13 protein-coding genes are annotated in these 14,142 nt (G+C 69.9%); 6 read left to right on the forward strand and 7 right to left on the reverse strand.

Annotated features, from left to right (window positions below):
• The first annotated feature begins 76 nt into the window (after window positions 1–76).
• Genes sufC through sufT form a run of 5 tightly spaced genes read left to right on the forward strand, consistent with a single transcriptional unit; the run spans window position 77 to window position 4,387 of the window.
• A complete protein-coding gene (gene sufC, locus BA022_RS02030) occupies window positions 77–847 on the forward strand; it encodes a Fe-S cluster assembly ATPase SufC (protein WP_088886397.1) in 771 nt (256 codons plus the stop codon).
• Between the two features lie 4 nt (window positions 848–851).
• Window positions 852–2,099 (forward strand): SufD family Fe-S cluster assembly protein, encoded by a 1,248-nt coding sequence (locus BA022_RS02035; protein WP_088886398.1) that lies wholly within the window; start codon window positions 852–854, stop codon window positions 2,097–2,099.
• Entirely contained in the window at window positions 2,092–3,357 is a 1,266-nt protein-coding gene (locus BA022_RS02040; protein WP_088886399.1) for an aminotransferase class V-fold PLP-dependent enzyme, read from the forward strand. The genes BA022_RS02035 and BA022_RS02040 overlap by 8 nt, the downstream gene beginning before the upstream one ends.
• Window positions 3,354–3,833: a Fe-S cluster assembly sulfur transfer protein SufU gene (gene sufU, locus BA022_RS02045; RefSeq protein WP_011806006.1), complete on the forward strand. Its 480-nt coding sequence runs from the start codon at window positions 3,354–3,356 to the stop codon at window positions 3,831–3,833. Before BA022_RS02040 ends, sufU begins: the two co-directional genes overlap by 4 nt.
• Window positions 3,830–4,387: a putative Fe-S cluster assembly protein SufT gene (sufT, locus tag BA022_RS02050; protein WP_088886400.1), complete on the forward strand. Its 558-nt coding sequence runs from the start codon at window positions 3,830–3,832 to the stop codon at window positions 4,385–4,387. The genes sufU and sufT overlap by 4 nt, the downstream gene beginning before the upstream one ends.
• Window positions 4,388–4,454: 67 nt before the next feature.
• On the opposite strand, the gene BA022_RS02055 is transcribed toward sufT, so the two are convergent.
• The 4 genes from BA022_RS02055 to BA022_RS02070 form a co-directional block, all read right to left on the reverse strand.
• Window positions 4,455–4,754, reverse strand: coding sequence for a DUF2249 domain-containing protein (locus tag BA022_RS02055; RefSeq protein WP_011806004.1), 300 nt, complete (start codon window positions 4,752–4,754; stop codon window positions 4,455–4,457).
• A gap of 71 nt (window positions 4,755–4,825) precedes the next feature.
• Window positions 4,826–6,031, reverse strand: a complete 1,206-nt coding sequence (locus BA022_RS02060; RefSeq protein WP_088886401.1) for an NnrS family protein — start codon at window positions 6,029–6,031, stop codon at window positions 4,826–4,828.
• A 102-nt stretch (window positions 6,032–6,133) separates the two neighbouring features.
• A complete protein-coding gene (locus BA022_RS02065; RefSeq protein ID WP_088888491.1) occupies window positions 6,134–7,375 on the reverse strand; it encodes a BaiN/RdsA family NAD(P)/FAD-dependent oxidoreductase in 1,242 nt (413 codons plus the stop codon).
• Between the two features lie 70 nt (window positions 7,376–7,445).
• Window positions 7,446–8,612 (reverse strand): ABC transporter substrate-binding protein, encoded by a 1,167-nt coding sequence (locus BA022_RS02070; protein ID WP_088886402.1) that lies wholly within the window; start codon window positions 8,610–8,612, stop codon window positions 7,446–7,448.
• A 193-nt stretch (window positions 8,613–8,805) separates the two neighbouring features.
• Here BA022_RS02070 and BA022_RS02075 point away from each other — a divergent pair, with 193 nt between their 5' ends.
• Window positions 8,806–9,306, forward strand: a complete 501-nt coding sequence (locus tag BA022_RS02075) for an acyl-CoA thioesterase (protein WP_011806000.1) — start codon at window positions 8,806–8,808, stop codon at window positions 9,304–9,306.
• Window positions 9,307–9,310: 4 nt separating this feature from the next.
• Here BA022_RS02075 and cobA read toward each other — a convergent pair whose 3' ends face one another.
• The 3 genes from cobA to BA022_RS02090 form a co-directional block, all read right to left on the reverse strand.
• Entirely contained in the window at window positions 9,311–10,120 is an 810-nt protein-coding gene (cobA, locus tag BA022_RS02080) for a uroporphyrinogen-III C-methyltransferase (protein WP_088886403.1), read from the reverse strand.
• The gene (gene ybiB / locus BA022_RS02085; RefSeq protein ID WP_088886404.1) at window positions 10,117–11,046 is read right to left on the reverse strand and encodes a DNA-binding protein YbiB; all 930 of its coding nucleotides are present in this window, start codon (window positions 11,044–11,046) and stop codon (window positions 10,117–10,119) included. Before ybiB ends, cobA begins: the two co-directional genes overlap by 4 nt.
• Window positions 11,047–11,139: 93 nt before the next feature.
• Window positions 11,140–13,998, reverse strand: coding sequence for a nitrate reductase (locus BA022_RS02090; RefSeq protein WP_088886405.1), 2,859 nt, complete (start codon window positions 13,996–13,998; stop codon window positions 11,140–11,142).
• Window positions 13,999–14,142 lie beyond the last annotated feature (144 nt).

Below are 14,142 nucleotides of genomic sequence, written 5' to 3' on the forward strand. Positions count from 1 at the left end.
ACAAGATTTGAATAAAAGAGGCATCCAGCCCTTATCCATCCAGCGCGGACAGCTATCAAATTAATAGGAAACCCACATGACCTCCACCACTCCTTTGCTGCAAGTGCGCGACCTGCGTGTGCGCGTTGGCGAGCGCACCGTGCTGCAATCGGTCTCGCTGGACGTGCCCGCCGGCGCGCTCGTTGTGCTGATGGGCGCCAACGGCAGCGGCAAGAGCACGCTGGGCATGGCGCTGGCCGGCCACCCGAGTTACCAGGTGCAGGACGGCCAGGCGCTGCTGGACGGGCAGGACCTGCTGCAGCTGCCCGCGCATGAGCGCGCCCGCGCGGGGCTGTTCGTGTCCTTCCAGTCGCCGCCCGATGTGCCCGGCGTGAAGAACAACCTGTTCATCCGCACCGCGCTGAATGCCGTGCACGAGGCGCGCGGCCAGCAGCCGCTGGACGCGTTCGACTTCCTGGCCAGCGCCAAGCAGACCGCCCACGAACTGGGGTTGCCCCAGGCCATGCTGGGCCGCCCGGTGAACGAAGGCTTTTCCGGCGGCGAGCGCAAGCGCAACGAACTGCTGCAGCTGGCCCTGCTGCAACCGCGCCTGGCGCTGCTGGACGAAATCGACTCGGGCATGGACGTGGACGGCGTGCGCGCCGTGGTCGCGTTGGTGCAGAAACTGCGCGAACAGGGCACGGCCTTCATCGTCGTATCGCACTACCTGCACCTGATCGAGCAGCTGCTGCCCGACGCCGTGCTGCGCCTGGACCAGGGCCGTATCGCCGAGACGGGCGACGTGGAGTTGGCGCGGCGCATCGCCCGTACGGGCTTTGCGCGCCAACCTGCTACTGCGGAGGCATGACACCATGAACAGCGCACAAGCCGACATGCACGCCGCGCGCGAGCACCTGCAGACGCAGGGCTGGATTGCGCGGCGCAGCGAAGCCTTTCACCACCTGCCCCCACCCGCGCTGCAGGACTGGCTGGGAACGCAGGCCGGGGTCGTCGACGAGGCCTCGTTGCCCGCGGGTGCGGGCTGGACGCTGCGCCTGCCCCACGCACAGGCGGCCACCAGCGTCCAGGCGCGTTGGCTGGACGCCCTGGACCCGGCGCAGCGCGCCGAGTTGATGGCAGGGCTGCCGTCGCCAGAGTCCGGCGGTGGGGATGGGGCCGCCGCCCCCTTCGCCTGGGCGCACCGCGCCCTGTGCCGCCGGGGCCTGCGCCTGCGCGTGGCCGCCACGCCGGGCCGTGAGCGCGAGCCTGTGTGCCTGGAGCTGCACCACCAGCCCGGCGCCGCGGCCGAGGCGCCCTTGCTGGTGCTGGACGTGGAAGCCGGCGTGCAGTGCGTTCTGATCGAAACCCATGAGCGGCCTGCCGCAGACGGTCTGTCGACCGTTGCGCAAAACCTGCACGCCCACATTCGTCTGGCGCAGGGGGCACAGCTGCAACACCTGCGCGTCGCTGCGCCGTTGGCCGACGACCGCGTGGCGCACCACCTGCAGGTCCATGTGGCGGCAGGTGCCGCTTATGCCCAGGCGCTGGTTGCCACGGGCGCCAGCTACCACCTGCAGCGCAGCCACATCACGCTGCAGGGCGCAGGCGCCAGTGCGCGGCAGGCCGCGTTGCTGCTGTTGGCGGACGGCAAGCTGGACCAGCAGACGCACACCGACCTGCAAGCCGCCCAGGCCGTGAGCCAAGTCGAGACCTTGGCCCTGGCCCAGGGCCGCGCCCACGCGGTGGCGAATGCCTATACGCGCATCGCGCCCGGCAGCGACGGGGCCGATGTGCGCCAGCGCCTGGCCGGCGTGCCGCTGGCGGGCCAGCCACGTTTGATCCTGCGCCCGCACCTGGAGATCCTGCACGACAACGTGCAGGCCGCGCACGGCGCTACCTGGGGTGCGTTGCCCGAGGATGCGCTGTTCTACGCCCGCCAGCGCGGGTTGGATGACGCGGCTGCGCGCGCGCTCATCATCGAAGGCATGGCCCAAGCGTTGCTTGATCGATGCCTGGGGGCCGAGGGGGACGGCATGCTGGCGCAGTGGCTGCAGAGCGGCTGGCTGGCCGGTGCGATCGCCCGCCTGAAGCCCACAGCCGAGGAGGCACACCATGGGTAAACCACATCCTTTGTTGCACACCGGCGGCCTGCCGGTGCAGGCACTGCGCGCGCAGTTTCCGGTGCTGGCGCAGCGCATCCACGGCCAGCCGCTGGCCTATCTGGACAACGCCGCCACCACGCAGATGCCGCTGGCGGTGCAGGAAGCCATGCAGCGCTTCGAACGCCATGACCGCGCCAACATTCACCGCGGCGTGCACACGCTGAGCCAGCGTGCCACCGACGCTTTTGAAGAGGCGCGCGCCACGCTCAAGCGCTTCATCGGCGCGGGCACGCAGCATGAACTGGTCTTCACCAGCGGCACGACCGAGGCGCTCAACCTCGTCGCCCAAGGGTTGTGGGCAGCGGGGCCGGGCAAGGCCTGGCTGCGCCCCGGCGACCGCATCATCGTGAGCGGGCTGGAGCACCATGCCAACCTGGTGCCCTGGCAGCAGGCCGCGCGCATGAGCGGGGCGGAACTGGTCGTTCTCAAACCCGACGCGCAGGGGCGCGTGCATGAGGCCGATCTGACGCCATTGCTCACACCCAACACCCGCGTGCTGGCACTCACGGCGTGCGCCAATGCCACGGGCGAGCGTCCTCCGTATGAGGCACTGCTGGCCATGGCACGCGCGGCCGGCGCCCTCACGGTGCTGGATGCCGCGCAGGCGGTGGGCCATGCCATGCCCGCTCTGGCGGAGCTGGAGGCAGACTTCATGGCCTTCTCCGGCCACAAGATGTACGGTCCCATGGGCACCGGCGCACTGGCCGGCCGGCGCGACGCGCTGGAGCGGTTGTACCCGCTGCGCCTGGGGGGCGACATGGTGGAGTGGGTGACCTACACCGCTGCGGGCTATGCGGCGCTGCCCGCGCGGCTGGAAGGCGGTACGCCCAACGTGGCCGGGGCCGTGGGTCTGGCGGCGGCGGCGCGTTTCATCGATGGTATCGGCCGTGAGGCCATTGACCTGCACGTGCAGGCCCTGCGCGCGCAGGCGCTGGCGGGCTTGTCGGCACTGGAGGGTGTGACGGTGCTTGCCCCGCATGCCACGCAGGCGTCGCTGGTGTCGTTCGTGGCACGCGACGTGCACCCGCACGACATCGGCACGCTGCTGGACGAGCGCGGCATCGCCGTGCGCACGGGCCACCACTGCGCACAGCCGCTGCAGGAGCACCTGGGGCTGGGGCCGACCACGCGCGCATCGTTCGCGCTGTACAACAGCCATGAGGAGGTCGAGCGCTTGATCGCCGGCGTGGCCCAGGCCCTGGAGGTCATGCGATGACTGGATTCACCGGCAACGCCGAGAACGAGCTGTACCAGGAAGTGGTGCTGGAGCACAAGCGCGCACCGCGCAACTTCGGCCATCTGCCGCAGCCCACGCACCAGGCGCAGGGCACCAACCCGTCGTGTGGCGACCGCATTGCCGTGGAGCTGCAGCTGCAGCAAGGGCGCGTGCAGGACATCCGCTTCACCGGCCAGGGCTGCGCGATCTGCATGGCCTCTACCTCGATGATGACCGAGGCCGTGAAGGGCAAGGAGGTTGCCGCCGCGCAGGCGCTGCAGCAGCACTTTCGTGCGGTGCTGACGGGAGAGGAGGCGCCTGAGGATGCCCCGCTGGGCAAGCTGGTCAGCCTGGCCGGCGTGCGCCAGTACCCCAGCCGCATCAAGTGCGCCCTGCTGGGCTGGCATGCGCTGATGCATGCGATTGCCGACAACGGCAACGGCCAGAGCGTAAGTACTGAGGAGGAGCCCGCATGACCTACCGCCGCCATCGCGAGGATGTGCTGGTGCGCCGCAGCGTGACCGTGGAGGCAATTCCCAGCGGCGAGCCGATCGAACTGGAGGCCGGGCAACTGGCGCAGATCACGCAGGCGCTGGGTTCGTCCTTCACGCTGCTGGTCGAAGGCCAGCTCATGCGGCTGAAGGGTGTGGATGCCGACGCCATCGGCAAGACGCCGCCCGAGACCATCACTGCGCCCGCGGACCTGCCCATCGAGGAACTGGAGCCGCTGGTGTGGGAGACGCTGCGCACCTGCTACGACCCGGAGATCCCGGTGAACATCGTGGACCTGGGCCTGGTGTACCGGCTGGCTTTCGAGCCCCTGCCCGACGATGCCCACAAGGTGCGCGCGCTGGTGGACATGACGCTCACCGCCCCCGGCTGCGGCATGGGCGAAGCGATTGCCGACGAGGTGTGCGACAAGCTGCTGGCCCTGCCGCGCGTGGGCGAGATCACGGTGAATTTGGTGTTTGACCCGCCCTGGGATCGCTCCATGATGAGCGAGGAGGCGCAGCTGGCGCTGGGGCTGTGAAGCAGGGACGATCAAAAAGGGGCAGGTGATACCTGCCCCTTTTGCTTTGGTTGAGTGGCTTCGCCGATCAGCCGCAGCAGGCACCGCCCGAGCAGCAGGAGTCTTCTGCCTCTGCGGCGGCCTGGGTCTTGGATGCCAGCTTGGTGATTTCGATCTGCCACTGGCGGGGGCCTGCCTCCAGGTACGCCCACTGGAACTGGCCGGGTGCACGGCCTTCCAGTTGCATGCGCAGCGGCACGGGGTCGTGGTCGTTCACGATCTGCAGCGACTCGCCCGCGCCCAGCGCGTCCAGGCGGCCAAAGATTTGCGCATGGCGCTCATAAGGAGCGATGGTGCGTACGTCGATCACGGAAACGGTGTTGCTCATGGTTCAACCTTTCGGGTGTGTGTAGAAAAAAGGGGGGGAGGGAGCTTGCAGTTGTGGGGCATGGGCCGGCATCAGCCGTCCTTGCCGTCCAGACGGGTGCGCATCAGCCAGGGTGTGTAGATCACGAGGTAGATCGCGAAGGCGATGGCCCACAGGCAGGCGGCGCCTTCCAGCGCATAGGCGTACCACGCGGGTTGCACGGCGGGCACCAGCACGCGCAGCACGGCGGCCAGCATCACCAGGGCATAGGCCACCACCTCGCCGCGCGAGGGCTGCAGCGGCCGGCCGGTGTGGCCGCGCGCGGTGCGCGTGACCATGCCGATGATCAGCCCGCCGATCACGCCCACGGCAAAGGCATGCACGGCCAGCGACGGTACGACCCAGCCCAGTTGCGCCAGCGCCAGCAGCACGAAGCCCAGGGGCAGCCATGCGTACGAAGCGTGCAGGATCCAGAGGATGGGGCGCTTGAACGTGACCTGCGGATGCCACTTCCACAGCCGCACCGCATGCATCACACCCGCCGCGAGGCTGGCCACCAGCACCACCGGCGCGGGCGCTGCGAACACCCACAGCGCCAGCGCCACGGCCGTGACGGCCAGCAGCGACAGCTCGAACTTGCGCGGCATGTTGATGACCAGGCCGGGCGTCACGTTGCGCGTGAACATGGGCACCACGCGGCCGGTGATCACGCTCACCACCATGAGGATCAGCGCCAGCTCGGCATACAGCGCGCTCACGGCCGGCACTGCCACGATGCCCAGCACCGAAAGATGGAACACCAGGTTGGCCGCAGCCATCAGCAGCAGCAGGCAGATCAGCGGAATGTTGCGCTTGTTGCCGGCCTTGATCAGCACGCGCAGCAGCACGGCGGCCACGGCCGGCAGCAGCAGCATGTCCAGCGTGGCATAGACGGCGTAGGGCGCCACCAGCGAAGCCAGCCGCGCGGCCAGCCACAGCAGGGCCAGCGCGCCCAGCAGCGGACCACGGGCCGTCTCCAGGCCGGTCCAGGCCTTGACGGCGGTGAGCAGAAAGCCCACCACCACGCCCGCGGCGAAGCCGAACAGCATCTCGTGCGCATGCCACAGCAAAGGTGACATCGCCAACGGTACCTGGATGCGGCCCAGAAAGATCGCTATCCACAGCGGCACCGCCAGACAGGCCAGCAGGGCCGTGCCCAGGTAGAAGGGCCGAAACCCCAGTCGCAGCAATGGCCACCCGTGCAGCGGAGCGGCGGACTGGGCCGGGCGGGAGGCGGAGACGAGCGGGGGCAGGGACATGGCGGGCCTTTGGCAGGGCGGTTTTCTTAAGATTCATTTTACATGAATATTAAAAATCGGCCAGAAGTTCGAGCGCAGACGGCCCGTTGAGACGGAGGGCGTTCAGTGGAGCGGCAGGGCCTGGGCGCAGGCGTGGGCGCTAGCCCAGGCCCATTGGAAGTTGTAGCCGCCCAGCCAGCCGGTGATGTCTACCACCTCGCCGATAAAGTACAGGCCCGGCTGGGCCTTGCATTCCATGGTCTGCTGCGACAGGGCGCGCGTGTGCACGCCGCCCAGCGTCACCTCGGCCTTCTTGTAGCCTTCGGTGCCCGTGGGGGTGAGCTCCCAGCGCGCCAGCCGCTCGGCCAACCGCGCCAGGGCCTTGTCCGCGGCTTCGTTGATGGGGCGCTGCCAGTCCGCGCTCTGGCTGGCCCAGGCGTCGGCCAGACGGCTGGGCACGAGCGCGGCCAGTTCGTTGGCGATCAGCTTGCGCGAGCGCACCTTGGCTTGGGCCAGTGCGGCCGGCAGGTCCACTCCCGGTGCGAGGTTGATGGCCAGCGGCGTGCCCGGCTGCCAATAGCTGGAGATCTGCAGCACGGCCGGGCCCGACAGCCCGCGGTGCGTGAACAGCAGGTCTTCCACGAAGGCCATGCGTTCCCTCTTGGCGCCGGTGCTGATCTCCACCGGCAGTGCCAGCCCGGCAAGCTGCGCGTAGGGCGCCCAGGCCTGGCCGTCGAAGGTCAGCGGCACCAGGCCGGGGCGCTGCGCCACCAGCGGCAGTCCGAACTGCTGCGCCAGCCGGTAGCCGAAGTCCGTGGCACCGATCTTGGGGATGGACAGCCCGCCCGTCGCCACCACCAGGCTGCGCGCTTGCACCGGGCCGCGATCGGTATCGATTTGATAGCTGCCAGCGCTTGTACCGCATGCCTCATCGGCCAAAAAGACTACCTTCTTGACGCCGCAGGGCTGCCAGCGCTCCACGCGCCCCTGGGCGCATTCGGCCAGCAGCATGGCGATGATGTCCTCGGCCGAGCGGTCGGCAAACAGCTGGCCCTTGTGCTTCTCGTGGTAGGCGATGCCGTGGCGCTCCACCAGCGCGATGAAGTCCGCCGGCGTGTAGCGCGACAGCGCGGAGCGGCAGAACTGCGCGTTCTGCCCCACGAAGTGCTTGTGCGGCGCGCGCACGTCCAGGTCGCGGTTGGTGAAGTTGCAGCGCCCGCCGCCCGAGATGCGGACCTTTTCTGCCACTTTGTCGGCATGGTCGACAAGCAGCACCTTGAGCCCGCGCTGGCCCGCCTGGGCGGCGCAGAACAGGCCGGCGGCGCCGGCGCCGATGATGACGGCATCAAAGAAGGGTGTGGACACGGGCAGCAACCTGGCGGGCAAAGCCGCCGATTGTCGCGTACGGGCTCCGAGGCCGTGCAGTGCAGGCGGTTCAGTGCATGTAGTTGCCGTCGGGCCCAATCACGGCAATGTCCACGTAGCTGGAGCCATTGCGGTTCTGCGCACTGTACTGGTAGGTGTAGCCGCCCAGGTCCACCTTGTGCAGCCCTTCCAGGGCCGCCGCCAGCGATGCGCCCGTCACCGAAGGCCCCGATGCGCGCAGGCCTTCAATGAGGATGCGCGCGTCCAGGTAGCCCCTGAAGCGGTCGTAGTCCACGGGGTGGCCGTGGCGCTTCATGGACGCCTGGAACTCGCGCGCCACGGCGGTGGTCAGCCGCGTAGGCGGCGGCGTGGTCCGCGCCACGGCCAGCCCGCGTGCGTCACTGCCCAGTGCGCGGATGACCTGCGCACCCGCGCCCAGCGACAGCGTATACACCGGCACGCCGAGGTGCGCCTTATTGGCGCGCACGTAGGCCACCACGGGCGGGCCCGCGGCAATCATCACCACGGCTTGCGGCCGCAGGGCCGCCAGGGCCTTGGCGGCGGCCTCGGCGTCCTGGCCGCTGCTGTGCATGGCATGGGCGCCCACGAAGGTGCCGCCCTCGGCCGTGATGGCCTTCTCGACCAGGGGCAGCGCGAGCTTGCCGAAGTCGTTGTTCTCGTAGGCGACGCCGATGCGCGTGGTCTGAATGGCCACGAGGTTGCGCACGATCTTCACCAGCTCGTCCGCGTAGCTGGCGCTGGTGGTGAACAGGTAGGGGCTGCGCGCGCCGTGCACCGCGGGGCTGCCGGTGTAGACGGCCACCAGCGGCGTGCGTGCCTGCGCCAGGTAGGGCAGCAGCGCCAGCACCTGCGAGGTGCCGGCCTGGCCGAACAGCGCGACCACGCCGCTGTCCTGCACGAGTCTGCGGGCGTTGTCCAGGGCGAGCGCGGCGTCGAACTTGTCGTCCAGGGACACGAGCTGCACCTTGCGCCCTGCGACGCCGCCGGCCTCGTTGAAGTCCGCCAGGGCGGCCTCCTGCCCCTCGTGCACCGGCGTGAGGAACGGCGCCATGGGGCCCGACAGGGCCGAGGAGCGCCCGATGAGGATGGCTGCCTTGGCGTCTGCCGAGCGCTGCTGGGCCAGCGCCGGCCACGCGAGCGCACAGGCACTCGCGCACAGCGACTGCAGCAGCCGCCTGCGCGGCGCACAAGGGTGGACGATGAACGGCGTGGTCATGGGAGCTCCCTGCTTTTTGTATTGGGCTGGCGCTGCACCGCCATGGGCAGCGCAGGGGCCATGCTAGGAACGCCGGCGCACGCGCCCACTGGGGGAAACCAAGAAACCGTGACGCGGGTGTGACACGGGCGGGGCGGGTGAAGGCACGTGCTCCGGCCCCGCACGGTCGGCGTAAACACGCTCTAATACCGCCATGCACCTTCCCGCGCACCAACTCAGCATGACCGTGCTCATGTCGCCCGACATGGCCAACTTCTCCGGCAACGTCCACGGCGGCGCCATCCTCAAGCTGCTGGACCAGGTGGCCTATGCCTGCGCCAGCCGCTATTCGGGCAGCTACGTGGTCACGCTGAGCGTGGACCAGGTGATGTTCCTGCAGCCCATCCACGTGGGCGAACTGGTGACCTTCCTGGCCAGCGTCAACCACACGGGCACGTCGTCCATGGAGATCGGCATCAAGGTGGTGGCCGAGAACATCCGCACCCAGGTGGTGCGGCATGTGAACAGCTGTTTCTTCTCGATGGTGGCGGTGGACGACGCGGGCAAACCCACCCCCGTGCCGCCGCTGGCCCCCACCAGCTACGACGAGCGCCGCCGCTGGGAGGCCGCGCTGCTGCGCAAGGCCCTGCGCAAGGAACAGGCCGAACGCTTCGCGCAGATCCGCCAGGCGGCGCAGGCCAGCGCCGCCGGCTGAGCCGTCACACCGCCCGGCTGCGCGTGCCTGCTACCGGGGCTGCATCTTCGCCTTGCGCCACGGCCTGGATGCCGCGCACCACGTCGCCGATCACGATCACCGAGGGGCTGACCAGCCCCTCGCGGGTGATGGTGGACTGCAACTGGCCCAGCGTGGTCACCGCGTGGCGCTGCTGCGGCAGGCTCACATGCTGGATCACCACCGCCGGCGTGTGCGCAGGCAGGCCGGTGAGCAGTTCCTCCTGGATGTGGGCGCAGCCGGTCACGCCCATGTAGATCACCAGGGTCAGGCGTGCATCGCGCGCGGTGGCGGCCAGCTGGCGCCAGTCGGTGCCTTGGTTCCCAGGCTTGTTGTGGCCCGTGATGAAGACCACGCCGTGCGCATGTTCGCGGTGGGTGAGCGGCGCGCCCAGCTGCGTCATGCCCGCCAGGCCGGCGGTGATGCCATTGACCACCTGCACCGGCACGCCCGCCGCGCGCAGGTGCTCCACTTCTTCGCCGCCCCGCCCAAAGATGAACGGGTCGCCCCCCTTTAGGCGCACCACGGTCTCGCCCTCCTGCACGGCGGTGAGCATGAGCTTTTCGATGAACGCCTGGGGCGTGCTCTTGCAGCCGCCGCGCTTGCCCACATGCACGACGCGGGCGCCGGGGCGGGCCAGCGCGACGATGGCGTCGCTCACCAGGTCGTCCACCAGCAGCACGGTGGCGGCCTGGATGGCCTTCACTGCCTTGAGGGTGAGCAGCTCGGGGTCGCCGGGGCCGGCGCCCACCAGGGTGCAGCTGCCTGCATGGGCTGGAAGAGAAGGTGTGGTCATGACGAGGCCTGTGCAGTGATTTGACGGCTCAAGTGCAAGATATGTTCCACCTGCTGGCGCAGGGCAGGGGGCACGGGCGCGTCGCCCGCCAGCACGCGCCGGGTATAGGCGGCGGTGGTGGCCACGTCGATCTCGGTCGGCAGACCGGGCACTTCGGCGGCCGTGCCGGGCTGCTGGTCTTGCAGCAGTTGGTGCGCGCCGCCAATGAAGGCGTCGTAGCGCGGCGTGCGGCGCGGGTCGGCCGCCACCTCGCCCTCCAGCCCGCGCGACAGCAGGGCGTGCGCGCCCAGCGTGGCAAAGGTGCCGCTCAGGATGTCGAAATATTCGGGGTGGGTGAAGCTGCTCACCACCAGCGCCGGGCCGGCGCAGGGGTTCATCAGCTTGGCCACGCTGTGCCCCGGTGTGCGCAGGCCTATCACCTCGCGCACCGCCAGCAGGCGCGCCAGCCCGGGCAGCAGCACCGCGGTGCCGATGTGCGCCACGCTGCCGGGTGCTATGGATCGAGGAGCTGTTAGCGCAGGTATATCCAGCGCTTCAAGCACATCTGATGCCAGAACGCGGCGCGCCTCGGTGCGCATGCCGTGCAGCAGCACGGGCAAGCCTTCGCGCGCCAGCAGCAGCGCCAGCAGCGGCGTGAGCACGGGCAGCTTGCGCGCGCCGTTGTAGCTGGGCAGCACGATGAGCGGCTGCCCGCCCGCACAGGCCGGTATGGCGGCCATGCGCGCATGCACCGCGTCCAGCAGGCCGCTCATTTCCTCGGCGGTCTCGCCCTTGATGCGCATGGCCACGCAGAAGGCGCCGATCTCCAGATCGGTCACCTGGCCGTCGAGCACTTGCCCGAATAGGTCGGCGGCTTGCGCGCGGTCCAGCGCCTTGGCGCCGCGTGCGCCGCGGCCGATTTCCTTGATGTAGTGGCTGATGCCCATGGGGTATTGGCTGGCGGGTGGGACGAGTGGTGTCCATTCTGCGGCATGTCTGATAACCGCCCGTTATATGCGTGCAGCGGATTGCGTGCCGCGTCACGCTGCCTGCACCGCAGTGGTGCCTATGCCCGCGACCGCCGCCTGCACCATGCGCTTGAGCTCGGGCACGCAGGAGCCGCATTGCGTGCCACAGCGCAGCGCGCCCTGCAACTGCGCCAAGCGCTCGGCCGGGCTGCCCTGGCACTGGCCCAGGCGCTCGGTGATGTCGGTATCGGTCACGTTCACGCAGACGCACACCCGCTTGCCGCGTGCGGCCACGGCCACGGGCGGCTGCTGGGTGGGCAGCAGCAGCAACCGTCCGTAGGATTGAACGGGCAGTTCTTCCTGCAGCAGGGTGCGCAGCCAGCCGCCAGCGCTGCCATTGCCGGCCAGCAGCAGTGCGTCCAAAGTGGTGCGGCCGTCGGTTTGGCGCTGCAGGCGCGCGGCGCGGTGCTGGGCGCGGCGGCGGTCGGCGTAGCGCAGCGTGCCAGGCCCGTCCAGGTGCAGCAGGTGCTCGATGCGCGCGAGCAGGGCCGGTGGCGGCGCCTCGTGCGCGGCGCCGCGCAGCAGAACGCCCGTGCGCGGGGGCCCTGCCGCCGGCGCTGCGCCGCTGAAGGGCACACAGTGGGCGAAGGGCAGTTCGGGCATCAGCGCGGCCAGGGCCTCGCGCGCGGCCAGCGCTTCATCTTCGGGCAGCCAGGCCATGGCCAACAGCGTCCAGGGCAGCTCGGCCTTGAGCACCTTCACCGCCGCGTGCTTGAGCTCCGGCTGTTTGGAGCCAGGGCAGAAGGCCGGCGTGGTGAGCGCGTTCACGCCCGCCAGTGGTCGGCCCGTGCTGGAGCGCCCGCCCAGGTATTCGCCGCCCCAGTGCATGGCCATGAAGGCCTGCCCGGGTGCCAGTGTGTCGTCGGCCTGCACGGGCGCGATGATGGAGCCGCGCGCGCTGGTCACATGCGCCAGGTCGCCAGCGGCCAGCTGCAGGCGCTGCAGGTCCTGCGGGTGCATCTGCAGCGCGGGCTCGGACGCGTGGCCGAACAGCCGCCCCAGCGTGCCGGTGCGGCTCATGCCGTGCCACTGGTCGCGCAGGCGTCCCGTGGTCAGGCTGAATGGGTAGCGCGCGCTGGGCGGCTCCGCCAGGGGCTGCCAGGCCGTGGGGACGAAGCGCGCACGCCCGTCGGGTGTGGGAAAGACGCCGTCCGCATACAGGCGCGCGCGGCCCGCGCGGGCGCCGCTCGGGTAGGGCCACTGCTGCGGCCCGTCGGCCTCCAGCGCGGCCCAGGTCAGGCCGGTGATGTCCAGGTCGCGCCCGCGCGTGGTCTCGCGGTGCTCGTTCCAAATGGCTTCGGCACAGGCCTGCGCCGTGTCCGCGGCGTAGGGGAACAGCGTGGGCTGGCCGGGGCGCAGGTGCCTCTCCAGCCGCTGCGCCAGCGCGAGCGCGATCTGCCAGTCGTGCCGCGCGCCGCCGGGTGCGGCCACTGCCGCGCGCACGCGGCTGATGCGGCGCTCGCTGTTGGTGACGGTGCCGGTCTTCTCGCCCCAGGTGGTGGCAGGCAGCAGCAGGTCGGCGTACTGCGCGGTGGCGGTGGTGGCGAAGGCCTCCTGCACCACCACAAACTCGGCACGTTGCAGTGCGCGTCGCACGGTGGCCTGGTCGGGCAGGCTCTGCGCGGGGTTGGTGCAGGCGATCCACAGCGCCTTGATCTCGCCGTCGGCCGCGGCCTGGAACATTTCCACCGCGGTTTTGCCGGGCCGCGCGGGCACCGACTCCACACCCCACAGCCGGGCCACTTCGGCGCGGTGGTCGGGGTTGGCCATGTCGCGGTGCGCGGGCAGCAGGTTGGCCAGGCCCCCCACCTCGCGTCCGCCCATGGCGTTGGGCTGGCCCGTCAGGCTGAAGGGGCCGGCGCCCGGTTGGCCGATCTGCCCGCAGGCCAGGTGCAGGTGGATCAGCGCGGCGTTCTTGGCCGTGCCGCTGGTGCTCTGGTTGAGACCCTGGCAGTACAGGCTCAGCGTGGGCCGGCGCGGCCCACCCCCCGCCATGCCCTCCACGCCGGCGAACCAGCGCGCTGCGGTGGCAATGTCCTGCGGCGGCAGGCCGCAGACGGCAGCGGCGCGCTCGGGCGTGCAGTCCTGCACCACGGCCTGCAGATCGGCGAAGCCGCTGGTGTGCCGCGCGATGTAGCCCTGGTCCACCCAGCCCTCGCGCAGCATCACGTGCAGCATGGCGTTGAACAGCATCACGTCGCTGCCCGGCAGCAGGGGCAGGAACAGATCGGCCATGGCCGCGGTATCGGTGCGGCGCGGATCGGCCACGATGATCTTCATGGCCGGGTTGGCGGCGCGCGCGTCCTCGATGCGGCGAAACACGATGGGGTGCGCCCAGGCCGTGTTGCTGCCAGCGATGAACAGGCATTGCGCGTGGGCCAGGTCGTCGTAGCAGGCGGGCGGTGCGTCGGCGCCCAGCGTGGCCTTGTAGCCAGCCACGGCGCTGCTCATGCACAGGCGCGAATTGGTGTCGATGTTGTTGGTGCCGATCAGGCCCTTGGCCAGCTTGTTGAAGACGTAGTAGTCCTCGGTGAGCAACTGGCCACTCAGGTAGAAGCCCACCGCGTCGGGGCCGTGGCGGTCGATGGTGGCGGCGAAGCGCTGCGCCGCGGTGTCGAGAGCCGCGTCCCAGTCGATGGGGTGCGCTGCCTGGCCGCGCTGCGGGCGCAGCTGGGGTTGCAGCAGCCGGGTCTGCAGTGTGATGGGCCGGCTGGCGGTGAGGTGCAGGGTGCTTCCCTTGGTGCACAGGCGGCCGAAGTTGGCGGGGTGGTGGGGGTCGCCGCGCACGCCGGTGATGGTGTCGCCGTCGGACTGGATGATCACGCCGCAGCCTACGCCGCAGTAGGGGCAGGTGGAACGGGTTTCTTGCATGGCGTGTTCTCTTGGTATTTTTGGGCTTTAGGGCTTGTGGTGTGGGCGCGAGTAGCTATTCTTTTTGGATGTGGCTGGCCGGGACTCGCCCCGGCGGGCGAGGTACTTTTCTTTGCTTCGCCAAAGCAAAGTACCCAAAAGAAA

Origin of the sequence: Diaphorobacter nitroreducens (assembly GCF_002214645.1) — a bacterium.
Taxonomy (GTDB): Bacteria; Pseudomonadota; Gammaproteobacteria; order Burkholderiales; family Burkholderiaceae_C; genus Diaphorobacter; species Diaphorobacter nitroreducens.